The sequence below is a fragment of the Dellaglioa algida DSM 15638 genome (genome assembly GCF_001434695.1).
GTDB classification, from domain to species: domain Bacteria; phylum Bacillota; class Bacilli; order Lactobacillales; family Lactobacillaceae; genus Dellaglioa; species Dellaglioa algida.
On record NZ_AZDI01000003.1, the window covers coordinates 94,561 to 118,839 of the forward strand.

General features: G+C 36.0%; 20 protein-coding genes. 2 read left to right on the top strand and 18 right to left on the bottom strand.

Annotation, left to right across the window (positions count from 1 at the left end; genetic code table 11):
* The first annotated feature begins 152 nt into the window (after positions 1-152).
* Positions 153-806, top strand: a complete 654-nt coding sequence (locus tag FC66_RS03655; RefSeq protein WP_057974027.1) for a TMEM175 family protein — start codon at positions 153-155, stop codon at positions 804-806.
* Positions 807-813: 7 nt separating this feature from the next.
* On the opposite strand, the gene FC66_RS03660 is transcribed toward FC66_RS03655, so the two are convergent.
* The 8 genes from FC66_RS03660 to FC66_RS03695 all read right to left on the bottom strand — a co-directional run bounded on the left by FC66_RS03660 (position 814) and on the right by FC66_RS03695 (position 12,421).
* Positions 814-2,733 carry a fructose-bisphosphatase class III gene (locus FC66_RS03660; protein ID WP_057974028.1) on the bottom strand — a complete coding sequence of 640 codons (1,920 nt, stop codon included), beginning with the start codon at positions 2,731-2,733 and terminating at the stop codon, positions 814-816.
* 174 nt (positions 2,734-2,907) lie between these two features.
* A complete protein-coding gene (gene nagE, locus FC66_RS03665; protein WP_057974029.1) occupies positions 2,908-4,890 on the bottom strand; it encodes an N-acetylglucosamine-specific PTS transporter subunit IIBC in 1,983 nt (660 codons plus the stop codon).
* Between the two features lie 352 nt (positions 4,891-5,242).
* Positions 5,243-6,616, bottom strand: a complete 1,374-nt coding sequence (locus FC66_RS03670; protein ID WP_057974030.1) for an FAD-dependent oxidoreductase — start codon at positions 6,614-6,616, stop codon at positions 5,243-5,245.
* Positions 6,613-8,133, bottom strand: coding sequence for an AcpB/EbpR/MafR family transcriptional regulator (locus FC66_RS03675; protein WP_057974031.1), 1,521 nt, complete (start codon positions 8,131-8,133; stop codon positions 6,613-6,615). Before FC66_RS03675 ends, FC66_RS03670 begins: the two co-directional genes overlap by 4 nt.
* 992 nt (positions 8,134-9,125) lie before the next feature.
* The gene (locus FC66_RS03680) at positions 9,126-9,611 is read right to left on the bottom strand and encodes a methylated-DNA--[protein]-cysteine S-methyltransferase (RefSeq protein ID WP_057974032.1); all 486 of its coding nucleotides are present in this window, start codon (positions 9,609-9,611) and stop codon (positions 9,126-9,128) included.
* Between the two features lie 11 nt (positions 9,612-9,622).
* On the bottom strand, positions 9,623-10,471 hold the full coding sequence (locus tag FC66_RS03685; RefSeq protein WP_057974033.1) for a YitT family protein: 849 nt from the start codon (positions 10,469-10,471) through the stop codon (positions 9,623-9,625).
* Positions 10,472-10,606: 135 nt separating this feature from the next.
* Positions 10,607-11,794, bottom strand: a complete 1,188-nt coding sequence (locus FC66_RS03690) for an iron-containing alcohol dehydrogenase (protein ID WP_057974034.1) — start codon at positions 11,792-11,794, stop codon at positions 10,607-10,609.
* 162 nt (positions 11,795-11,956) lie between these two features.
* Positions 11,957-12,421, bottom strand: coding sequence for a DUF2798 domain-containing protein (locus tag FC66_RS03695; RefSeq protein WP_057974035.1), 465 nt, complete (start codon positions 12,419-12,421; stop codon positions 11,957-11,959).
* A gap of 173 nt (positions 12,422-12,594) precedes the next feature.
* Between FC66_RS03695 and FC66_RS03700 the strand changes: the two genes are divergently transcribed.
* On the top strand, positions 12,595-12,963 hold the full coding sequence (locus tag FC66_RS03700) for a DUF1304 domain-containing protein (protein ID WP_057974036.1): 369 nt from the start codon (positions 12,595-12,597) through the stop codon (positions 12,961-12,963).
* Between the two features lie 51 nt (positions 12,964-13,014).
* Here the strand turns inward: FC66_RS03700 and dhaM are convergent, their stop codons facing one another.
* The 10 genes from dhaM to FC66_RS03750 form a co-directional block, all read right to left on the bottom strand.
* On the bottom strand, positions 13,015-13,383 hold the full coding sequence (gene dhaM, locus FC66_RS03705) for a dihydroxyacetone kinase phosphoryl donor subunit DhaM (protein ID WP_057974037.1): 369 nt from the start codon (positions 13,381-13,383) through the stop codon (positions 13,015-13,017).
* The gene (dhaL, locus tag FC66_RS03710) at positions 13,380-13,964 is read right to left on the bottom strand and encodes a dihydroxyacetone kinase subunit DhaL (protein WP_057974038.1); all 585 of its coding nucleotides are present in this window, start codon (positions 13,962-13,964) and stop codon (positions 13,380-13,382) included. The genes dhaM and dhaL overlap by 4 nt, the downstream gene beginning before the upstream one ends.
* Positions 13,965-13,979: 15 nt before the next feature.
* Entirely contained in the window at positions 13,980-14,975 is a 996-nt protein-coding gene (gene dhaK, locus FC66_RS03715) for a dihydroxyacetone kinase subunit DhaK (RefSeq protein ID WP_057974039.1), read from the bottom strand.
* Positions 14,976-15,154: 179 nt separating this feature from the next.
* Positions 15,155-16,018, bottom strand: a complete 864-nt coding sequence (locus FC66_RS03720) for a class II fructose-bisphosphate aldolase (RefSeq protein WP_057974040.1) — start codon at positions 16,016-16,018, stop codon at positions 15,155-15,157.
* A 162-nt stretch (positions 16,019-16,180) separates the two neighbouring features.
* Positions 16,181-17,914 carry an adenine deaminase gene (gene ade, locus FC66_RS03725; protein ID WP_057974041.1) on the bottom strand — a complete coding sequence of 578 codons (1,734 nt, stop codon included), beginning with the start codon at positions 17,912-17,914 and terminating at the stop codon, positions 16,181-16,183.
* A gap of 8 nt (positions 17,915-17,922) precedes the next feature.
* Entirely contained in the window at positions 17,923-19,710 is a 1,788-nt protein-coding gene (locus FC66_RS03730; protein WP_057974042.1) for an adenine deaminase C-terminal domain-containing protein, read from the bottom strand.
* A 24-nt stretch (positions 19,711-19,734) separates the two neighbouring features.
* Positions 19,735-21,069: an NCS2 family permease gene (locus FC66_RS03735; protein ID WP_057974043.1), complete on the bottom strand. Its 1,335-nt coding sequence runs from the start codon at positions 21,067-21,069 to the stop codon at positions 19,735-19,737.
* Positions 21,070-21,246: 177 nt separating this feature from the next.
* Positions 21,247-21,846: a TMEM175 family protein gene (locus FC66_RS03740; protein ID WP_057974044.1), complete on the bottom strand. Its 600-nt coding sequence runs from the start codon at positions 21,844-21,846 to the stop codon at positions 21,247-21,249.
* Positions 21,847-21,907: 61 nt separating this feature from the next.
* Complete coding sequence (locus FC66_RS03745; protein WP_057974045.1) at positions 21,908-23,008, bottom strand: alpha-hydroxy-acid oxidizing protein; 1,101 nt, start codon at positions 23,006-23,008, stop codon at positions 21,908-21,910.
* A gap of 291 nt (positions 23,009-23,299) precedes the next feature.
* Positions 23,300-24,238, bottom strand: coding sequence for a dihydroorotate oxidase (locus tag FC66_RS03750; protein ID WP_057974046.1), 939 nt, complete (start codon positions 24,236-24,238; stop codon positions 23,300-23,302).
* Between the last annotated feature and the right edge of the window lie 41 nt (positions 24,239-24,279).

Genomic DNA, 24,279 nt, shown 5'->3' on the forward strand with positions numbered 1-24,279 from the left:
AAGAAAACGCTTACCTTGATTATAACGCAACCCCACCCTATTTACACACTAATCTTAAATTGTCTATAGAGGTACCTATTTAGTTGCAAAACCGTTACTGTAACGCTATTATAAAGTTACTTATTCCGAACCGATTTTTAGGGGGCTTTACTATGAAACTCGACCGCGTACAGGCCTTTAGCGATGGTGTTTTTTCAATTTTAATTACAATTATGGTACTTGAATTTCACATAGATAATTTTAAACCAGGACATTTATTCAATGAAGTACTTAACCAATGGCCAATATTTGGGACGTATCTCATTTCATACTTGTACGTGGGTACCTTGTGGTTATTCCATCATGATTATATTGCTGGATTGAAGATTACCGATAGAGGCTTAAATATTTTAAATTTACTGATGCTCTTTTCAATTACATTAATTAATTATCCAATGACGTTAATATCAGCCGTTCTGGCATCCGGTAATACGCCAGATATCCGTACGGCGTTCATTTTTTACGATTTGGTTGCACTGTTTATCTCGGGAACATTTTTACTGATTTATTTTTATGTTAACCAGCATTCTTATTTAAAATCAAAAGCAAAACCAGAATCATATTACCAATCGATTCGCTTTGATCCGCTTGGTTCAATGGCCATTTATGGGACATCAATTGCCTTATCGTTTGTTAATATTTGGTTATCTGGATTTCTTCTTGTAGCCGGTATTATCTATCATTTCATTGCTTATATTCGGATGAGTGCTAGTGAAGATCTTGCCGAAAAACTTGCATTAAACAAAAAAAATCTTACTGGTAAGTAAGATTTTTTTATTTGCTCCGTAAATATTTTTTTAATTCTACAACCCGTGCGGCTAGTTCTTGTCCCACGTCTGTCTCAGCAATGGTTTGTCTACTAACTTCACTATCAATAATGCGTTTCACAGAAATAATATCTGTTCCATTTTCAATTGAATCCCACATAGATGTAAAGGGTTGATGCGCAACTAATTGTAGCCCATATGAATTTGAGAGCAGTGTGTATCCCCCAATCCCAGTGGTTGCTTGATACGCTTTAGAAAATCCACCATCAATAACAATCATTTTTTTGTTAGCCATAACTGGTTCATGTCCACGTTTAACGGGCGTATGCCCATTAATTATTTTTCCATTATCCGGATTAAGTTCAAATTCTTCTAATAAATGACGACAAAAATCTTCATTGTGGCGTAATTCATAGTAGGCATTTGGTATTTCTATTTGAACCTCTTTATTATCAATGAAGTAACGTTCAAATGTTTTCATCGCATGTTTACCGAACAACGGCGACTTTGGTCCTTGCCAAAGATACCAAAGTAAATCCGTCTCAAGGTCAGTTGATTTTTTGGGCTCCGCATAACTTTTCCGTAAATTATCTTCAAAAAACAGTAACAACTCCGGACCGGCATATGATTTACCTTTTAGATCAAAGCTCTCAAGTTCGCCGTTTGGCATCACCGGGATACAACCGTGAACTAGTAAATTACCGTTATATCGTTTGAACATACTACCGCGCCTCATCATAAAATCTAAATGTTCCCGTAATTTAGTCGCGTGGATAAATGATTGGACTAATTTATCCATTATTTCTGCTTCATCGGCCGTTAATTCATACGGATTGGTCCAATCAACCGTCTGGAAACAAGTATCTTGCAACGAATAACGATTACCATCAATATCGATTTCTGTTCCGTCATTTATAATTTTATCCAATATGGCCCGATTATCCATATCAAAATCGGGGCGTCTTTGAATAATTTGTCCTTCTAATTTAAATTGAATAATCGCCATTGCTTGGTGCATTTTAGTCATCAAAAGCCGCTCATCTTCTGTGATTTCTTCTTGCGCTGAGTTAACTTTTGGTGAAAATGCCGGATTATCTTGATAAATTTTATCTGCAAATGAGGCTAAGTGTCGTAAGTTTATACCATAAGCATCTTCAACAATAGCTAAATTATTATACCTTGCACAAATTCTTAGCAGATTAGCAATGCATAGAGGTGAACCGGCTACACCACCTAACCATAAAATATCATGATTCCCCCACTGGATATCAACTGAGTGATAGTCCATCAAGGTTTTCATGATTTTATCTGGGTTAGGACCACGATCAAAAATGTCACCAATCACGTGTAAGTGATCAACAACTAAGCGTTGGATGGTATATGCAGTCACAGTTAAAAAGGCTTCAGCCTGATTTAAGTCAATCAGATTTTCAATAATCCGATTGTAGTAATCCCTTTGGTCTAATTCATTTGAATTACTATATAATAATTCTTCCGTTATATATAAAAAATCAGGTGATATTGCTTTTCTGACCTTCGATCGGGAGTATTTTGTGGCCGTTTTTTGTAATAACTCAAGCATCCTACCAATCGTATCTAGGTACCATTGATCTAATTCGGATTTCGAAGTCATTTGTTGCTTTTTGGCTATCAATTTTTCTTCAGGATAGTAAATTAAAATTGCAAAATCTTGTATATTGGCTTCAGTTAGACGACCATTAAACGTTTCTTTAATCTTCTGTTTGACATTCCCAGAACCATTTCTTAAAACATGTTGAAAAGCATTATATTCACCATGAATATCGCTAACAAAATGTTCCGTCCCTTTTGGTAAATTAAGAATGGCTTCCAGATTAATAATTTCAGTAACGATACTTTGTTTTGTTGGATATCTTTTTTCCAACAATGTTGCATAGTAGGAATTCATTCGAATGTCCTCCCTTTATTTTGTAATGCGCTTACAAACACTATACCACGCTATTTAAGCAATACCAATTATTAATTTTAAAACTATATCTATTATCAGATACGCTTACCTGAGCCAGACGATTAGCTATACCAAAAAAGCAGATTGGACGTACCAATCTGCTTTTAACTACCCTTATTTTGTTTGAACAATCGCTGAAACTTCATTAGCTTTGACCACTTCATTCAAATGCTCAAATGTTATGTCTGCGACTTTATCCATATTTGTGAAAACAACCATCATTGTTGTTTCTTTACCGGCATCCTTAATTGCATCCAAGTCAACGCGCGCAATTAAGCTGCCTTTTCCAACACTTTCACCTTCTGAAACAACCACTTCAAAGGGTTTTCCCTCGAGTTGGACAGTGTCAATCCCCATGTGCAGCAATACTTCTATTCCCGTTTCAGTTAAAATACTAACGGCATGTTTGGTAGGGAATATGCTCATTACTTTACCGGCAACCGGCGTATAAATTTCACCGTCAGTCGGTTCCACGGCATAACCATTGCCCAACATTTTCTCAGCAAAAGTTGTATCTTTTACGTCTGATATGCTCATTAATTGACCGTTTGAGACTGTATAGAATTCCTCACGTCCAAATGAACCGGGTGCAACTAGATTAGCTGTATCGTCCAATTTATCAATATTTTCTTGAAGGTCCTCGTTGCTAAGCGCGATTGCCTCAGCTTTTCCTTCATACAATTTACCCAGCTCGTCTGCAACAAATTGAACCTCTGTCCCAATCACGACTTGAATGTTTGTTTTATCAATAACTTTAAATCCGGCAGCACCTGATGATTTAAGCGCAGCTTCATTAACAAGACCAGTATCTTTAACCTGTAATCGGAGACGCGTCGTACAGTTATCAACGACCGTTAAATTATCTTTGCCACCTAACGCAGCATAAACAATTTGAGCCTGTCTTGTATATTTATCGTCACCTAATTCTGATGATAATTGAACATCGTCAGAGATGGGTTCTCGTCCCGGAGTCATTAAATTAAATTTTTTGATTGCAAAATTAAATAATGTGTAATAGATAATAGCCATAACAACACCCTGCACTAATAACATCAATGGTAAATTAGCCATGGGCACACGTACACTCAGGACGTAATCAACCAGACCGGCACTAAATGTAAATCCGGCGGTCCAATGCATAAATGCGGCAAACGCTAAAGATAATCCCGTTAACGCTGCATGAATCACATATAAAGGCCATGCAACAAACATAAATGAAAATTCTAATGGTTCACTTACACCAGTAAAGAATGACGCAAATGCGCCCGCTAACATCAATGATCCAACTTCTTTTTTTCGTTCTGGTAAAGCATTTTTGTAGATAGCGTACGCCCCAGCTGGTAACCCAAACATCATGATGGGAAAGAATCCTGCCATGTACATACCAGTTGTTCCTTTGACTCCTGTATTACTCCAAAAATTTCCAATATCGTTAATTTTAGCAACATCAAACCAAAACACTGAATTTAAAGCTTGATGTAGCCCCGTCGGAATTAATAGACGATTAAAGAACCCATATAGTCCGGCACCTGCCCAACCGAGACCAACCATGAACTTACCGAACGCGACTAACCACGCATAAACCAACGGCCATACAAATAATAATGCTAATGTTACAAAAATCATGACTAAAGCCGACATAATTGGTACTAGTCGTTTCCCACTAAAAAAGGAAATGGCCATCGGCAGTTTTACGCTGTGAAAACGATTGTACATTGCGGCCGCGATTAATCCCGCAATAATACCAATAAAGACGTTACCGCTAATAGAACTAAACGCCGGATTAACATCGGTAACTTTTATTCCCAACAACATTGCAACCGAAGTTGGTTCCAACATTTTAACGGGTATTTCAAATGCTACAACCCCTGCCAATGCGGCAGCTCCATCTTTATTAACTGACATTCCCAATGCAAGTCCAGCAGCGAATAAGAGCGCCAAATTGCCTAAAATAGCATTTCCGCCTGCCTGCATAAATGTTGCCGCAAACCAATTTTGCGGTAACCAATTCCCAATTCCAACTAATAACGCTGCTGCCGGTAAAACTGCGATTGGCAACATAAGTGAACGTCCCATTCTTTGTAAATAACTTTTCATAATTTATCCCCTTTTTATCTTATGAAATCTATCATACCTGTTAGACCAAAAAAATTCAAATAAAACCAAAAAAGGATTAAAGTCGCCTAAATGTAGCGTTTTCACAAGTTAAAAATGCAAATAAACATCTATACCAATTTATTTTTAGGCAAAAAAAAAGCTACTTAATTTGCATTAAGTAGACCATTTTCAGAAAATAAGCGTCCCCACACTAAATCTTCTTATCAATATTCTGTGTCCTAATCAATAAACTCCAGAAATCATTTATTTACAAGACTTATTATGCCATATAAAATTAAATAAAAAGAGTCAATATTTGAGTGCTAACTCACAATTATTGACTGTTTTCGTTCTATTTGCTTATACGACAAGGTTTTATCGTCCTAGCCAGTGCTACTTCATTTAAAGAATTTAAGGCTTTATTATAAGCTGGATTAAAATAAAAATCCATTGTAGCCAATTTAGCCATTGTCATTCGCATGTTAATGGCCACAGACATCACATTAATGGTATCCAAAATATTATTTTCTGAATAAATTTGTGCACCAACAATAACTTCAGTATCCTTTTCATAGATGACTTTAACAACAATTTTAGAATTGTTTTTCACATAATTATATTCAATTTCTTCTTCAATTGTGCTCGATAAAACATTTAATCCAATATATGGCGCATTTTCCTCGGTAATACCTGTAGTTGCGATATAATGGCCAAATAACTTCGTTCCCGTCGTACCTTGAGTTGTTTCAACTTTGATTGGTTTAAACAACCCTGTGCAGTTATATGCAGCTACAATAGCACCTTTAACGGCGTTATTAACGAGCGGTTGATAACTTCTATGTTGACTAACTGTCTGTCTAAACTCAACGTTATCTCCCGCAGCATAGATATGTTCATCACTCGTATGCATGTAATCGTCAATCTTGATTGTATTATTCTGATTAAGATCAATTGCGCCTCTTAAAAAATCATTATTTGGTTTCAATCCCACAGAGAAAACGACCAAATCGCAATCGATCTCCTGATCGGTTGTTGAAACACTGATGACCTTATCATTATTATCAACGTTGATAGCATGGACATCATTTCGTAAAATAAATTTTACGCCTTTTTCCTTCAGGTCGTTAATTAATCGACTACTAATTTCTTGATCAACGTAGTGTGTTAAAATACCTTCCATCGCTTCAACCATTGTGATGTCAACGTCTTTACCTTTTCGTCCTTCATAAATTGAGCTAGCTAGAGCTAAACCAGCTAGGCCAGCTCCTACAATCAAAATACGTTTACCCGCTGAATTTAACCGTTCTACAGCACGTTTTGATTCTTCCAAATCTTTATAAAGAACGACATTTTCATTATCAATTCCTTTTATCCTTGGTTTAACAACTTTTGAACCATTCGCCAGAATTAATTTATCATAGTCAACATAACTATATTGTTCGTCCCCACTAACAACGTACAAGCGTTTATCTTGTGTGTTAACGTTCAAGACCTCAGAACCGAGCATTAACTTAATCCCCTCGGACTTCAACAAATCAGGTGTTGCATAACTTGCATCGGCTAAATCATCAACCGTTCCGTCAAAGAATAAATTGATTCCGGACGAGATATAGCTGACATTTTCCTTCATTTCTACAATAAGGACATCAGCCTGCGCGTTTGCTTTTAAAATTGTTCTGGCGGCAGAGATACCTGCATGTGTACCACCAATAATGACATATTTCATCGTGATTCCCTCTCCAAACTTTGCGTGTTTATTTTTTTATCTTTATCAATTTCTAATATTTCATTTATAACGTCAGCGATTGCCTCGTCAGAACTAACCCCAATCTCCGACATGACATACAATGGTGATTCGAATTGTCCCTGACTAACGCCCATTCTATTCGTCACGATTAAATCATACGTCTCATCTTTTTGATAACTTTCTACCTGAACGTTCAAAATACCATGCAAAAGACGTTCCATAATAATCTTAGTTAATTTTTCCATAATTGGATCACGGTTAATTAATAATCCTATTTTTAAGACATCGTCAAATTCAAAGTTTAAGATATTCAAAATATATAGATACTGGTTTTGCAAATAATACAAATTATCCGGAGAATTCAATCCATTAAACTGTGCAACAGATTGATAAGCGGTTAATAGTTTCTGAATAATTTGCGCAAAATCTTCTCGTTCTAATGATTTTCGATTAAATTCAGTGATTGTTCGATTATAAATAAAACTCTCGCCCTTGAAGATGGCCAATTTACTGTATAAATTAAATAGTGTGTAATTAATTTTTACGTCATTTTTAAAGTATGTATACTTCTCGATATCTCTCCAAAAAAGATTAATGGCAACATGAATTGGTGTTTTTTTATCAATATCTACGTCTTTAATTTGTACATATAATTCTGAATCATTTTTAATTAAATTAAATTCAATTAAAAAATAGTACAACCCAATTGCATCTTCTTCCACAAAAGAAAGTGCATATTTTTTCAAGAACCTAAAAAAGCTTATTTTGACTTTACCGTATGCGGGATTATTTTTAATCAACTCACGAGAAACTGGTGTTAAAGATTCTTCGCGTTGTTCCTTGTACGAGTTCAACCGAATAAGAATTTTGAGCCATAAAAAAACGCTAAGTTTCTCATCGTCGCCCCAACCTAAATCATATTGTTTATTTAAAACATCTGTATAGGCGCTAATTGTTTTACTTCTGGATAGGAGTTCGGTGCGATCCGTAAAAGGCATCACCCTAATGAAAAACAAGTAATAAAAATAATTTAATTGGATTTTGGTCCCAACCAATCGGCGATTTTTAATTTTTAAATTAAATTCTGCTAATATTTCGTTTAATTCTTTAATTCGCCTTGTTATTGATGAGCCACTAATATGTAATTCGTTCTCGAGATCAATTAAATTCAATGTTTCATTCATGTATAAATACATAATTATCTTATATTTGTATGAATTCATTAAAAAATCATTACTAATATTAGATAAATTCGTTGTCCCATCAACGCTAAACCTTACATTGTTTGCTTCCACTTCAAAAAAAACATGTCCAGATGCGACAACTTTTTCAAGCCTTGTCTCAATATTTTTCAAATAAATGCGAAGTGAGTTACCAGATATTTCTAATAGTTCTGTTAACTTCTTTTTGCTTAAATATCCACCATGTGTTTGAAGCAGTTCCAATATTTGATTAGAAATTCTTTCTTGCTTATCTAAAAAGTCTTCCATATACATAAAAAAATCCCCAGCCTCATTTGACCATTTACCCAGATCGTTAAAAAAGGTCAATTTTTAATTTTAATGCTATTTATATGTTACCGCGAAATGAACTAAATTGGTATGAATAATTTTTTATTTAATTTAGCTCTTGCATTTTAGATAAACAATTGTTATATTGGATAAGTAACCTAATCAATAAAACTCATTCAGTACCTCCCCCAAGGTCTGAATATCAAAATCAATCCCCCAATTGATTTTGACTGTTTTACCCTTTTCGACACTGTAACTTACGTTATAGTGTCGTTTTTTTTGTTTAAAAATATTGATTACATCCCATATAAATTTAATTTCAACTTATTTTGGTCATACTTTCTTCATATTTACCTGTTATTATCTGTTTATACCTTAAATAAATAACTTTTAAACCTTAATTTGTTCCCCAAATTAAACTAACTAACTGATAATTAATTTCTCCCCGGATTTTAATTACTCCTACTCCTTTCCGTTATTACCATACCCGGTAATAACGGTTTTTTATTTTCAATGATTTCTAGATTATTTGAAAAGTTCAATTTAAAACCTTAAAAAGTAACTTTTTAACTGACGTATCTTGCAAAATAAATTATAAACTAACAAAGTTGTCACATCAGTATATTTTCATAAATAAACCTGTATACTATTGATATAGGCATAAAGCTAATTTATGTTTAACTTAATTCTACTATAAAATACGGTCATTTTAGTTTAAATGTTTCATTTAGATCTAACCTACTCCCCCCAGAGTCTCGAATAGATTAGTATTTTCATACCACTACTTAATAAGTAGTGGTATTTTTTCTTTTTAACGTCATATTTTCTTCACAACTACTTGTTATTATCTATTCATACCTTAATTGATAACTTTTAATTTGTTTCCCCGAACAAATTAAATAAGATAACCAACTTCTCCCCCGAAGTTAATTATCCCTACTTTTTTCCACCATTATCGTTCTTGATAATGGTGGTTTTTATTTATGTTCTATCTTCAACAATCGTTCTTTCATTTGAATGCCACCACGATATCCGCCCAAACTACCATCTTTTCTTATAACGCGATGACAGGGAACGACTATTAAAACTGGATTACGTCCAACCGCAGTTGCCACCGCCCGAATGGCTTTTGGTTTCCCGACTGATACCGCCAACTCAGCATATGTTCTTGTTTCCCCATATGGAATCAATTGGAGTTGTTTCCAGACTTCGTTCTGTAGTTTGGTTCCACTCGAACTGAAATCGATAGGTCCCGTGAACACTTGTAAATCGCCGGCCAAATAAGCTTGTAATTCGTCAATTACAGGTTGAAAATAACGATCATTTTCTTCAAACTCGGTTTCTGGATAGAATTTATTAATCTCACTCTTTAGGCCATTAGGCGACCCGACAAAACTTAACCCCTGGCTGGTCATTCCCAGCCAGTATCGTTCTGTACCATTAACCCAATTCATTAAATACATATTAAAAACTCCTATTCAATTCCGGATAAGTTAGCACCATGAACTTCTGCAATATTATATACGATAATAAATGCATTCGGGTCAATCTCATGCACTTTATTCAGCATTTGTTGATAGTTTTGATTTTCAACAATAATCATCAACATTTCCTTATCTTCGCCCGAGTATCCACCTTTAGCATCAAAGATTGTGAATCCTCTATCTACGTTGGCATTAATGTCTTCTTTCAATTTATTCAATCCTGCTTCGGTACTCATCACATATAAGACTTTTTTTCGGTCTAGTCCCGTTTCAATATAGTTCATAATAAAGTAAGTAATAACTAAAGAAAAAATAGCTAAAATAAAAGCTTCTATACCCGAAACAAATATATTGAAAATACACACAATTGCATCAATAACTAATAAACTAGATGCTGGTTTAATGTTAAAATATTTTTTTAATATCATGGGGGGAACAGTTGTCCCACCGCTAGATGCATCAATTCGATAAAGAATTGAAATCCCTACCGCAAAAACTGCACCACCAACAATAACGGCTAACAATCTATCTTCAACAACATTTATTTGAGGCGTAATAGCTAAAAATAACGGTAAAATGAAACTTCCCATCATTATTTTTTTAGTAGTTGAACGATCCAACATAAAATAAGCTAAAATCAGTAACGCAACATTAATACTCAATAAAACGACAGAAACATTCCAGTTAAAAGCTGTTTCTAAAAGAATAGCAATACCCGTTGCGCCACCAACTGCAACTTTTTGTGGTGCAAAGAAGAAATTAATGCTTATTGCAATGATTTCTAGCCCTATCAGCATGAATAAAAATTGTATTAAATGCGGTTTTATCTTATTTATCATAAATACCTCTTCTCATTATCGATTTGTATACCCTTACTATTTAGCATACTGAAGTTTATTCCGGAAAACAAATTTAAACCTTAGTAAACAAAAAAGCATCCAAAATTTTGGATGCTAAAGTGTAATATGAATCTTTTATTCGAATCCGTCTGTTGTCATTGTTGCCTTATATAAGTCAACAACATCGTTAACCGACATATCAACGTAAACGGCGCTATCTAATTGGCCAACCTTAACAGCTGATTCAGCCATCACCTTAAAGTTAGTATCGTCATTAATATCAACACCTGGTAATGTTGTTGGTACGCCTAATGATTTAACCCAATCATAAACTGCTTGAATAGCAATATCAGCAACTACTTGGTCGTTATCGTTTTGAATATGCCAAACATTTCTGCCAAATTTTGCAAATTTAGCAACTGTTTCAGCAGATAAAACAAATTTCATCCATCGGGGTGTTATGATACCTAATCCAACACCATGTGTAATATCATAATAAGCTGACAATTCATGTTCAATTGGGTGTGACGTCCAACCATCTTGATAACCTAATCGTACGATACCATTTAATGCCATCGTTGACGACCACATTAAGTTAGCACGCGCGTCATAATTATCAGGTTCTGCAACGGCAATTGGTGCCCATTTAATAACGGTACGCATAATACCTTCAATCATACCATCTGATACATCATTATTTTTTTCTTTATCAAAATATTGTTCTGTTAAATGAGAGAATATATCAATTGACCCCGCCGCAGTTTGCCATTTAGAAACGCTCATTGTTAAAGCTGGATCTAAGAATGATACAGCAGGCGTATTAGGACCATAAGTCCCCAACTTATCATTTGTTTCTGGATTTGAAATAACTGATCCGGCATTCATTTCTGTCCCAGTAGCTGATAATGTTAAGATATCAACAAGTGGTAATTGATCAAGTTTAAATCGTTTTGTTGAATCGAGTACTAAATCCCAAGGATCGCCTTCGTAAAATGCTGATGAAGCAATTACTTTAGAAGCATCGACAACAGATCCACCACCAACGGCTAAAACAACATCAATTTTATTTTCTTTAGCTAATTTTTGTCCTTCGCGAACTGAATTAATCTTAGGGTTTGGTTCGATTCCAGCCAATTCAATGATATTTAAATCACTCAAAATTTTCTTTACAGAATCATATAAACCTGAACGCTTAATTGACCCACCACCATATGTTAATAGTACATTTGGGCCAAACTGTGCAACTGCATCATGTAATTCTGTTTCAATACGGTTAGAACCAAAGCGGATGTCAGTTGTATTCTTAAATTGAAAATCTTTCATAATTATAATCTCCTTTGTATTTTGAAGTTACAGTCAAAGTTCTTTTCAATGAACAACTACATTATAACGCTTTCTTACAATTTCATTCCAATACAACCCTTTAATAAAAAAGGATTTACCTTTTTTCAGGTAAATCCTTCGGATAATAGTCTGTATTTCTAGTTAAACCGTTTTTTTCGCTTCATCACTTGCATGAATCATACTCAATATTTTTCTTGAAATTGGGCCTACAATGATTAATTGTAAAGGCACCGCAACAATAATATTATGTCCAATAGTAGATAAATATGCGGGCCAGAAATGGGTCGGCATACCACCTTCAATGAGTAATCCATAAAGTGACATAAAGGCAACCATCCCGCAAATCATCATTCCTGAGATTGCAAGAATCATTTGCCACATTTTGTCATGATTTAGGGGTAATTTATCAGCAATCGCCATCGCAATTTTACCGACAACTAATACATCTAAAATGAAAGCAACAATAAACCCTGGAATAAATCCAAGTAACAATGTTGTAACCCCTAGTTTCCCGACTAATAATAAATTGTACGCGCTCATTACAAAAACCATCATTGAGCACATTAACGTTGTAAAAATAATTCCCTCTTTTGCATTTGTTGGCATAATTAATTCTCCTTAATAGTATTAATAGAGATTATGTTACACATATTTAGTCGCCGTCATAAGTCTTTTTTTTGAATATTAAAACATTCTCATTGTAAGCGATTATATTGATTAATTGTAGTATCAATACCATTACGTTATACTATGTTCACAACTATTAAGGGGAGATTTTTATGTTAATTGCATTTATATTATCTTGGATTGTTGCACTTGAACACCTATTTATTATGATTCTTGAGATGTTTTTCTCAACTACTTCAACCGCTCAAAATGCTTTTGAACTAAAACCAGAGTTTTTAAACCAAAAAGAAGCCAAATCATTAATGGCTAATCAGGGACTGTATAACGGTTTTATTAGTATTGGTTTAATGATTGTGTTATTAATATTGTCTGGTGCCGCACTCAAATCAATGTTATTGCTTTTTACCGGTTTTGTTTTTATTGCCGCTGTTTTCGGTAGTTTAACCGCTGCTAAAAAAATCATTTTAGTTCAAGGACTACCCGCATTGTTAGCATTCATTGCCATTGCTTTAACGCTATAAACCAACTAAAATAACGTCAATCTTAATTGATTGGCGTTATTTTTTTGGTACTTATTTAATTTTCAATTCGTCTAATTGCTTTTCAATATCTGCTAACTTAACATCTGCTGCTATCAAAGACGCCGCAGTATAAGCACTTTCAACTAGCGCTGTGTCATATAAATGGACTGTTTTATCTGAAAATTCTATGACCATATTTAAATTCATTTTTGCACTGCCCAAATCATAAAAAGCCAGCAGTTCATCGGCTTCATTATTGTCAAAGGCGGCTTGGATTTTATTAAACGATGTCCCAACTTCGTTATCATCTGTTCCACCAGCAACCGTAATTGACACATCAGCCGCCACTTGGTCTAACAATCGCTTAACGCCGGCAGCAATTTCAGGAACATGCGACACAATTACAATACCGTATGTCATTCGAGTGCCCCCGTTTCCAATAATGTCTCAAATAGATAGCCACTCGACATTGATCCTGGATCAATATGCCCAATAGACCGTTCTCCAAGATATGAAGCACGACCTTTTGTTGCAACAAGAGCCTTAGTTGCTTCAACATCTGCGTTAATTTTTTCAATAGTTAATTGACCTGCCTTCAACTCTTCAAGAACAGGTGTCCAAACGTCAATCATTGTTTTAGCACCAACATCTGAAGCGCCACGCCGTTTGATGCCATCCAAACCAGTTGCAACTAATTCAGTGGGATTACTTGTTTCTTTACTTGCTTTAGACATCTCAATAAAAGCCGTTCCATAAAGTGGACCAGAAGCACCACCAACTGATTTAATAAATGCCATGGCCACATTTTTAAATAAATCTGATAACGTATCAAACTGTTGATTTTTCAATAATTCTTGAATTGCTTTGGCGCCCCGTGCCATATTATTCCCGTGGTCACCATCGCCAATTGGCGTATCTAATTCACTCAAGTAATCTTTATTTTCAATAATTTTATCAGAGAAAAGTTGAAACCATTTCGTCGTATTTTCAATTGTTAACATTTTATGACCTCTTTCTTACCAAGCGATTGTGTCTACTGCATAATTTAAATATGATAACCATTCATCATCTTCAATTTTAAATAAGGTTAAAGAAATTCCGGCCATCTCTAATGACGTCATATAGTTACCCACTTTAGTAAAGGCTACCTCGACGTTTTCATCAGCTAATTGATCAAGCGTGTCGTTCATAAAAACGTACTGTTCCATCAATGGTGTTGCTCCCATACCATTTACCAAAACTGCATACTTGTCATTAGGTTTCATATCAAATGCATCTTTCAATTTACTCAATAGTTCTTGTACCAACTCTTTAGATGGTTTTAATTTTTCACGACGATATCCGGGTTCACCATGAATTCCCACACCGTACTCTATTTCATCATCGGCAAGTTCAAAACCTGGTTTGCCAACTTCCGGAACAGTTGCACCACTTAACGCAACCGCAATTGTCTTAATATTTGGCATTACTTTTTGAGCAAGCACATCGATTTCAGCTAATGTTGCGCCTTTATCTGCTGCGGCACCAACTATTTTATGCATAAAAATTGTTCCCGCAACACCACGTTTACCTTGCGTATATAGACTGTCTTCCACTGCAATGTCATCGTCAACAACAACCATCTTCACTTCAATATCATCGATTTCAGCTAATTCCTTAGCCATATCAAAGTTCATAATATCTCCAGAATAGTTTTTCACAACACAAAAGACACCTTTTCCATGATTAGCTGCTTTGATTGCTTCATAAATCTGATCCGGCGTAGGTGAAGTAAATACCTGTCCGGCAACGGCACCTGACAACATACCGGGACCAACAAAACCAGCATGAGCAGGTTCATGTCCACTTCCGCCACCACTAATTATCCCCACTTTATCAATCATAGAAGCTTCATTACTTCTAATCATTGCTTCCGTGCCTTCAATTTTTTGTAAATATTGTGGATAGGCTCTAACCAATCCGCTGACCATTTCGCTTACAACATTTTTAGGATCGTTAATTATTTTTTTCATAATATCCCTTTCTTTACCCGTATTATGTACCCCCTTTATTATATTGTAAACGATTACAAATGGCCACTTAAATCGTCTTTTTATTTATCTCTTACTAACCGATATTCAATTTTGCACAAAAAAAGAGCTCTCAAAATCAAAATGATTTTGAAAACTCTTTTTTAGCAGAACTAAATAAATTATTTAGCTGCTTCTGTACCGAACCATTCAATACGATCTTCAACAAGTTCAGTAATTGCTTTTGTACCTGGTGCGAATAATTTACGAGGGTCAAAACCTTTACCTTCTTGGTCTTTTCCTTCTTCAATATATTTGCGAGTTGCAGCAGCAAATACTAATTGACATTCAGTGTTAACGTTAACTTTTGAGATACCCATTTTAACAGCTTTTTGGATTTGGTCTTTAGGAATACCTGAACCACCATGCAATACAAGTGGTGTTTTGATTACAGCAGCTAATTCTGATAAACGGTCAAGGTTCAAACCAGTCCAGTTAGCTGGGTATTGGCCATGAATGTTACCAATTCCACAAGCCAAGTAATCAATACCAGTAGCAGCAAGTGTTTTAGCTTCTTCAACATCAGCTAATTCACCAGCTCCGACGATACCATCTTCTTCTCCACCAATTGAACCAACTTCGGCTTCAACTGAGATACCTTTAGCATGAGCTAAAGCAACGATTTCTTTTGTTTTTTCTAAGTTTTCTGCAAATGGTAAGTCATGGCCATCAAACATAACTGAGTTGTATCCAACTTCGATACATTCTTTAGCTGCTTCATAGTTACCATGATCTAAATGCATAACAACGGGAACAGTAATACCCATTGATTTAACAGTATCTTGAACAAGGTGTAAACATAATTCGTATCCACCCATATATTTTGCAGCACCCATTGAAGTTTGGATTAAAACAGGAACACCTTTTTCTTGGGCAGCAGCAAGAATACCGCGAGTCCATTCCAAGTTGTTTGTGTTAAAAGCACCAATAGCATAACTACCGGCACGTGCAGCGTCTAACATACTTTTACCATTTACTAATGACATTTAAAGTCCTCCTAGATAAATTACAATACATTTGTATTGCATTTTTTAATACAGATATAGTTTAGCACATTTAATCATCAGATAAAACTTTCATTTTTTAAATAAAAATAATTAATACTTATTTTTGACCGGATATGAACGGTTATGACTGATTTAACAGTCTTATACACTCACGTCTTCAAATTCAAATCGACTGACATTAACTAATCCCATATCGGTAATTTTAAGTTCCGGAATTACGGCCAATGACATAAAGCTTAAAGTCATTACGGGATCAACATTATGATTAATTCCCAGTTCTTTATAGGCCACTTCGTTGAATTTTTCAAGTTGCGTCGTTACCCATTTCCCGGATTGATCACTCATTAACCCGCCAATTGGTAATGGAATTGACATTAAGACCTGATTATTTTTCGTTAAGATCATCCCACCTTGAATATCTTTTAATGCAGTAACAGCCAAAGCCATATCTTGATCGTTAGTTCCAGCCGTAATTAAATTATGTGAATCATGTGCAATCGAAATTGCGATTGCGCCTTCTTTGATTCCATAATCTTTCAGCACACCAGTAAAAACATTCCCGGTTTCATGGTGACGTTCAATTACCGAAATCTTGGCAACGGGAATGCTTGAATCGTAAACAAAGTTACCCGCGGCATCACGATTAACATCGATTTCTCTATCTAATGTTATTGCTTCATTAGGAATAACTTCAATTGCATGTACTCGATTGCTTGTTAATGGTAGAACTAATTTATCTTGGCTGAAATTAGCCAAATGGACTGATGACTGAACACTGTCGATAGGGTAACTTTTGGTTTCCAATAAATAAGAGCCCGCTTCGGCAACTTTTTCACCAGCAATGTAGACGCTCGAAACTGTCATCTCAGTTAAATCACTAATAATAGCTAAATCGGCCCTAAGTCCGGGTGCAACTGCACCTCTGTCTTTAAGTTCACAGCACTCCGCCGTATTAAGGGTTGCCATTTGGATTGCAACCAATGGATCTACGCCTTCTTCAACACAAATCTTCAGACTATTATCCAGATGACCTTTTTCAATAATTGTCTTCGCCTGAACATCATCCCCACACAAAACCGTTCTTCTAGAATTATTAGGCGTTACACCTTTTAATAAGGTTCTTAAATTATGCGTCACTGAACCTTCACGTAAAAATACATACATCCCTCGGCTTAAACGATCTTGCAATTCTTCAAGTGTTGAACATTCATGGTCATTTTGAATGCCCGCAGCAATATATGCATTTAAATCTTTTCCATAAACTTGTGGGCTGTGACCATCAATGCGTTTATTTAAATTTGTCGCAACGAGTAATTTATCGAGAATGTCACTTTCCGCATTGATTACACCAGGAAAGTCCATAAATTCAGCTAATCCTTTTGTTTCTCCACTTGTCAGCGGCTCAATCATATCTCCGGCCGAGATAACGGCTCCAGAATTTTCCATTTTTGTTGCCGGAACGCATGAAGGCAACATATATTGAATGTCTAACGCGGTTTCTTTAGCTGCATTAATCATATAATCTAATCCCGTTAATCCAGCAACGTTAACAATTTCATGTGGATCCGCCATTACCGTCGTTGTCCCGTGAGGCGTCATCAATCGCCCAAACTCTTCAGGAGAAACATAGGCCGATTCCACATGAATATGTGGATCAATAAATCCTGGAGAAATAAATTGTCCATGAATATCAACAACTGTTTTACCATTGTAGTGGCCACCAATACCCGCAATAACGCCATCAACAATGGCTACATCTCCGTCCATTAAACGCGCGTTATAAACATCAATAATCTTACCATTCGTTAGGACTAAATCAGCGGGAAGTCTTCCTGCGGCGACATCAATTAACTTCTTTAGGCGTTCCTTTTTCATCGTATCTCCTATCCTTTAAGAGGCATAATCTGAATAATTGGGTCAACAATTTTCAGTGCAACACAATCTACCATTCCTAAATCAGTAATGGCTAAATCCGGAATAGCCGTAATTGGTAAAAAGGACATATAAAACATTGGATCGGGTAATTCACTGCCCATTAAATCAGTTCCTTTTCTCAAAGCAATTTCACCCGCTTCAATTTTTCTTGGTGACAAGTCACTCATAATCCCGCCAACTGGTAAAGCCAAAAATGAAATGACTTCGCCATCAATCACGACAATTTGTCCGCCGCCCGCTTCAATTAACTTGTTCGTAGCAATTGACATATCATTCGCGCTTACACCCATGACAACAATATTATTATCGTCAGGCGCAGAAGACGACGCCATCGCACCTTTTTTAAGTCCCCATCCAGATGTGAATCCGAGTGATTGATTACCATTTTTACCAAATCGCTCTAACACGGAAACTAAGGCGACATCTTTTTCCGGACTAGGTTGTACAACGCCATCATTGATAATCAAATCCACATCTTTTCTTTTTCGAACGAAAGCTCCCTGACTATTAATCGTTTGAACAGTCGCCATTCCTGCCTTTTCAGTCACCTTATACTCAAAATCATTCGCAGATGTAAGTTCATGCTTTAACTTCCCTTTGAATAAGTCACTTCTAACTGGCGCAACTAGTGGTTTCAATATTTCTTTATTCTCAGCAACAACCTGACCGCGACTAATTACTAATTCAACATTAAATGAACCAGGCTGATCAACAATTAATATATCGGCTAATCGTCCCGGTGATACAGAACCCACTTGATCATCAATTCGATAAGCCTCAGCGCTATTGATTGTTGCCATTTGAATCGCTGTAATTGGTTCAACGCCAGCTTGAATCGCTAATTTAACAAGATTATCGAGATGACCTTTTTCCAATATATCAGTTGCTGTCACGTCATCTGTACAAAAACTAACGTGACGTGCTATTGCTGGATTAACCTCAGTAACGGCGCGAATATTTTCTGCCAAGAAATGTGTTACGGATGACTCCCTGATTAAAACATTCATCCCATTTCTAGCTTTTTCAACAAGTTCTTCATGTCCATAACTCTCGTGATCCAATCGAATACCGCTCGCCAGATATTCATTCAATTTAACGCCGGTTGCCATTGGTGCACAACCGAAGATTGGTAAGTGATTATTTTGCGCGTGAACCAAAGTTTTCAATGTATCCTCATCTTGTGTTTCAATTGCTTCTCTGACCGTTTCCCAAACACCGTAGCACTCTGTCCATTTTTGAATCGTTTCTTGAACATCCGCATCGATGTTGAAAGCAATTGTTGATTGTGGAATCGTATATGGTGTTTTATAAGGTGCACCCCAAAATAGATTAAGCGGCAAGCCTTCTATTTCTTTGAATACTTCTTGTACACCTTCCAGTCCGGCGACCGCGACCGTTTCATCTAGTCCAGAAACCACACTAGTCGTTCCAAATGGCACAACCGCATTAGCAAAACTAGTCATGCTCATTTTGCTACACTCAACGTGAATATGCCCATCAATTAATCCCGGCGTTATATACTTTCCAGTTGCATCTATGTGCTTTGTTTTATCACCGATATAAGCTTCAACATTTCCAACAGCAACAATTTTTTCTTTATAAATGGCAATATCTGCCTGATAGAACTCGGTTGTCATAACATTAACTAACGTTCCATTTTCAACGACTAAATCTGCTGAAATCTTTGCGGCTCCGGCTTTTATATAATCCTTTAATTGTGCTAACGTTTGTATCATTTAGTTTTCCACCTATCATTTTTATTATTGAAGAATATTTAAGACATAAAGCAAGAATAAGAAAACAAAAAGTAGTACATACATTACCGGCCCAACTTCTTTTCTACGACCCGCTGCAATCATTGTGACAGGATATAAGATGAACCCAAAAGCAATACCGTACGAAATATTATAAGTTAAAGGCATCCCCACAACCATTAAGAATGCTGGTACAGCTACTTCAAAACGACTCCAATCGATTCCTTTTAATGATTGTGCCATTAAGATACCCACGACGATTAAAACGGGCGCCGTAACTTGTGAAGTCACAACCGTTAGAAGGGGCGAGAAGAATAAGCTCAGTACGAACATTGCACCAACAACTAATGACGTCAATCCAGTTCGCCCACCAACGGCAATTCCAGCAGACGATTCAACATAAGCAGCAGTTGGTGTGGTTCCCAAAACAGATCCGGCCATCATTGAGGCTGAATCCGCTAATAATGCCTGACCAACCCTTGGCATCTTGTTGTCTTTCATAAATCCGGCTTGAGTTGCCAATCCAATTAACGTTCCTGCTGTATCAAAAAAGGCAACCATTAAGAAAATTAGAACAACTGACCAAAGTTGAAGTGAATCTATTTTATGTAAATTTTCAACTCCCACCCCAAATGTTGGTGCCATACTTGGAATAGAAGATACAATCTGTGTTGGTAATTTAATGAGGCCCATAACAAGACCTAGAGCAGTCGTCGCAATCATTCCAATGAAAATTGAACCGGGAACTTTTTTTGCCATCAAAACAACAATCACAACAAGTCCGAAAACAGTTAACCAAGTTGTTGGGACAGTCAATGAACCAATTGCAACTAAGGTTGATTTGTCTCCAACGATCAATCCACCTTCTTGCAATCCAACAAAGGCGATGAATAAGCCAATACCTGCGGCCATCGCTAATTTCAAGTCATGTGGGATTGCGTCTATCACAATTTCACGAATTTTAAACAGGGTAATAACCATAAAAATAATTGATGAAATCACAACACCAGCCATCGCCGTTTGCCATGGGATACCCATTCCAATAACAACTGAATAAGTAAAGAACGCATTATCACCCAAACCGGGCGCGATTGCGATTGGATAATTTGCTAAGAACGCCATCAAGAAACAACCAAATGCGGCGGATATCGCTGTTGCCGTAAAGACTGCCCCTTTATCCATACCAGCCGCTCCCAATACCTGCGGATTTACAAATAAAATATAGGCCATTGATACAAATGTTGTTAATCCAGCCATCGATTCACGCTTAACGGTTGACCCTAATTCATTAATATGAAAAAATCGTTCAAAAAATCCTATCTTTTTCTCTGCGTCATCCATGCGATATAATCTCCCCGTTTTTCTTTTTTGTATTATACGCATTATATTACGCGATTTAAATTAAAAATCAATAGTAAAGGCGCACTTTTTTTATATTAACAAAATAATTGTTCGTGTTTTAATAATTTGCGTAAAATAAAAACTGCTAAAAGGTCTTTTAACAACCCATTAACAGTTCTATTTTTCATTAAAAACTTTGTCGCCATCTTTTCTTGTATTAATGGCCATGACACTTAACATAATTAGTTGTGCAATCATCGCCGTAGGAGGGAAGTAGTAAATACTTACAAGTACGAACCCAATCAATACTGGATAATACCAACTAGTCAAAATAACATAAGTAATCATACGATCAATTTTGTGGCTAACTTCTGGATGTTTCTCTTCATTAACAGCTTTTATTTCGCGTGCCAATAAAATCCAGGTAAAGCTCCAAAAACAACATACCGCAAAGTAAGCATATTCCGGTACTTTATCAAACATAAATCGTCCGGTCCATGCTGTTGAAACAGGTATAAAAGACATTGAGAAAATCCAAAAATTATTCAACCAATAGATTTTTTTTGTTACACGTTTTGTTAAACTGAACATAAAATGATGACTAAACCAACCAACTCCCATGAACAAAAAACTAGTCGCATATGAGAAAAAATATGGAATAATTTTAATTAGTTCACTTAATTTAGGGGTTTCAGGCACGGCAAACTCCAGTACCATAATCGTCAGTAAAATAGCAATTACAGCATCCGTAAACGCCTCAATTCTCGCTTTATTCAAAATACTATCCTCAATTCATTTTTACGTTTTCTAAAAAATAACTTTATCAATTTACAATATATTAGTTTCCGTAAGGATTATCAACTAATTTGGTCCGTTTAATTTCATCAATATTATGTGTACCCGTTAATTGCATCGTTAATTCTAATTCATGTTGGAAATAATTAAAGACATTTTGAACACCTTGATGTCCACCAAGTGCTAATCCGTAAACAACTGGACGACCAATTGCAACCAAGTCTGCACCACTTGCTAAAGCTTTATAAACGTGGGCACCGCGTCGAACACCACTATCAAAAACTACTGGGACACGTTTATTAACAGTTTCCGCAACACCTTGTAGTGCATCAAAAGCAGCAATCCCACCATCAATTTGACGGCCACCATGGTTTGATACCCAAATACCGCCGGCACCAGAATTAATTGCAACGCTTGCATCCTCACCATCTTGAACACCTTTAACAAAGACAGGTAATCCTGAATATTCTGCTAAGAATTCAATATCTTTTGGACTTAGACGTTGTTTCGCTGATTTATAAACGGCATCCATTGTTTGACCAACACCACTCTGGTAAGCCTGAACAATTGGCATTCCTAATGGGAAAGTAAACCCATTACGTTTATCCGTTTCACGGTTACCACCAACGGTTGCATCAGCAGTTAAGACAATTGCTTTTACGCCATTAGCCTTTGCTTCATCCATGATATTACGGTTAATACCGTCATCTTTACTCATATAGAATTGGAACCATTGTGGTTGTCCGTTTGCTTGATCCGACATTTCTTTGAATGATTTTGTCGCAAATGAACTTGCTGTATAAATTGACCCATAATCTGAGACACCTTTTGCGCTGTCAATTTCGCCTTTAACATGAGCTAGTCCATGAGCAGCAACTGGTGCCATAATGATAGGCGATGTGATTTCATCCCCAAAAATACTTGTTTTTGTATCCGGGTTATCGATTTCTTGTAATACTCGTGGTTTAATTAATTTATGATTAAATGATCTAATATTTTCTTCTAAGGTATATAAATCTCCAGCCCCGCTAGAAATGTAACCAAATCCACCCTTTGGGATAACCTTTTCCGCATCTGTTTCCAAATCAAAAGTATTAATAATTGTGATATCTTTTTCTAAATCACTTGCAATGTATTCTGCCATATTAACCGCCCCTTTATATTGTACCCGATTTAACGCACCTAAAGCATAGCATTGTATCTAGCTTCTAGCAAGCGTTTACAATCATAAATATGGATATTTATGAAGAACATGTTTTTGCGGCAGTAATCAGTTCATCGACTGATAATTCCAACCCGAATAAAGACCATTTCCTACCAATTATTGACATCCAATTTACAAATAATTTTTCACTCTCATAAAAAAATAAGGTCCGATAACCGTTTTAACCAGTTATCGAAACTTATTTTTTAAATCATAGTTAGGCTTTTTACTTTACAAATAATTTAATTTTCCTCTAAAATCTTCAATATTATCGTAACCTTTTTCCGCCATAATCGCTTCAAGCTCAGCAGTCAGTCGTTCAAAAATAACTGGGCCCTCAACCATTAAGGCTGTACCAACTTGAACCATGCTTGCGCCACAAAGAATGTGTTCAAAGATATCTTTACCAGTTTGAATACCACCAGTTCCGATAATTTGAATATCTTTATTTAACCGTTGATAGAACGCATGCACATTAGCCAAAGCCGTTGGTTTCACGTATTCGCCACCGATGCCACCGAAACCTTGTTTAGGCTTGATAACGACTGTTTCTGTATCATCATTAATATACAATCCATTACCAATACTGTTAATACTATTCACATATGATAAAGGATACTTATTTAAAATTTCTGCCATTTGATCAAAATGAATAATGTCAAAATATGGCGGTAACTTAACACCCAGTGGTTTGTGATAAACATCAAAAACCGCTTTTAAAATAGCGTCAACTGTTTCAAAATCATAGCCAGTCTGCGGTTTTCCTGGAACGTTAGGACAAGATAAATTTAATTCAACAACCCCTGCGAAATCTGAATCAGTTACTTTTTGAAGTAACTCGAGATCTTCTGCCAGATTAAACCCCGTAATTGATAAAAAGTACGTTTTACCAGGATGGTTTATCTGATCTTGAGAGACAAAATCTAAATAATAATCAACGCCATTATTTGGTAAACCCATCGAGTTAATACTACCAAACTCAGTCTCAAAATAACGAGGTTCTGGATTACCCTTGCGTGGTTGAAGCGTGCCACTCTTTGTTACAAAAGTTGCTGCCTTAGAATTTTCGACGGCAAGTAATTCATCACTATCCATACAATAAACACCCGATGCGTTCATCATACAATTGTCAAAATTAGAACCTGCTAAAGTCGTTGCTGTTGAAATCAAAAAATCCCTCCTTCATATTGATTGGTCTTAGTATACCCTAT

Excerpts from the sequence above, each read along its gene's own strand:
- FC66_RS03655 (WP_057974027.1), top strand. The coding sequence starts at position 153 with ATGAAACTCGACCGCGTACAGGCCTTTAGCGATGGTGTTTTTTCAATT.
- FC66_RS03660 (WP_057974028.1), bottom strand. The coding sequence starts at position 2,733 with ATGAATTCCTACTATGCAACATTGTTGGAAAAAAGATATCCAACAAAA.
- nagE (WP_057974029.1), bottom strand. The coding sequence starts at position 4,890 with ATGAAAAGTTATTTACAAAGAATGGGACGTTCACTTATGTTGCCAATC.
- FC66_RS03670 (WP_057974030.1), bottom strand. The coding sequence starts at position 6,616 with ATGAAATATGTCATTATTGGTGGTACACATGCAGGTATCTCTGCCGCC.
- FC66_RS03675 (WP_057974031.1), bottom strand. The coding sequence starts at position 8,133 with ATGTATATGGAAGACTTTTTAGATAAGCAAGAAAGAATTTCTAATCAA.
- FC66_RS03680 (WP_057974032.1), bottom strand. The coding sequence starts at position 9,611 with ATGTATTTAATGAATTGGGTTAATGGTACAGAACGATACTGGCTGGGA.
- FC66_RS03685 (WP_057974033.1), bottom strand. The coding sequence starts at position 10,471 with ATGATAAATAAGATAAAACCGCATTTAATACAATTTTTATTCATGCTG.
- FC66_RS03690 (WP_057974034.1), bottom strand. The coding sequence starts at position 11,794 with ATGAAAGATTTTCAATTTAAGAATACAACTGACATCCGCTTTGGTTCT.
- FC66_RS03695 (WP_057974035.1), bottom strand. The coding sequence starts at position 12,421 with ATGCCAACAAATGCAAAAGAGGGAATTATTTTTACAACGTTAATGTGC.
- FC66_RS03700 (WP_057974036.1), top strand. The coding sequence starts at position 12,595 with ATGTTAATTGCATTTATATTATCTTGGATTGTTGCACTTGAACACCTA.
- dhaM (WP_057974037.1), bottom strand. The coding sequence starts at position 13,383 with ATGACATACGGTATTGTAATTGTGTCGCATGTTCCTGAAATTGCTGCC.
- dhaL (WP_057974038.1), bottom strand. The coding sequence starts at position 13,964 with ATGTTAACAATTGAAAATACGACGAAATGGTTTCAACTTTTCTCTGAT.
- dhaK (WP_057974039.1), bottom strand. The coding sequence starts at position 14,975 with ATGAAAAAAATAATTAACGATCCTAAAAATGTTGTAAGCGAAATGGTC.
- FC66_RS03720 (WP_057974040.1), bottom strand. The coding sequence starts at position 16,018 with ATGTCATTAGTAAATGGTAAAAGTATGTTAGACGCTGCACGTGCCGGT.
- ade (WP_057974041.1), bottom strand. The coding sequence starts at position 17,914 with ATGAAAAAGGAACGCCTAAAGAAGTTAATTGATGTCGCCGCAGGAAGA.
- FC66_RS03730 (WP_057974042.1), bottom strand. The coding sequence starts at position 19,710 with ATGATACAAACGTTAGCACAATTAAAGGATTATATAAAAGCCGGAGCC.
- FC66_RS03735 (WP_057974043.1), bottom strand. The coding sequence starts at position 21,069 with ATGGATGACGCAGAGAAAAAGATAGGATTTTTTGAACGATTTTTTCAT.
- FC66_RS03745 (WP_057974045.1), bottom strand. The coding sequence starts at position 23,008 with ATGGCAGAATACATTGCAAGTGATTTAGAAAAAGATATCACAATTATT.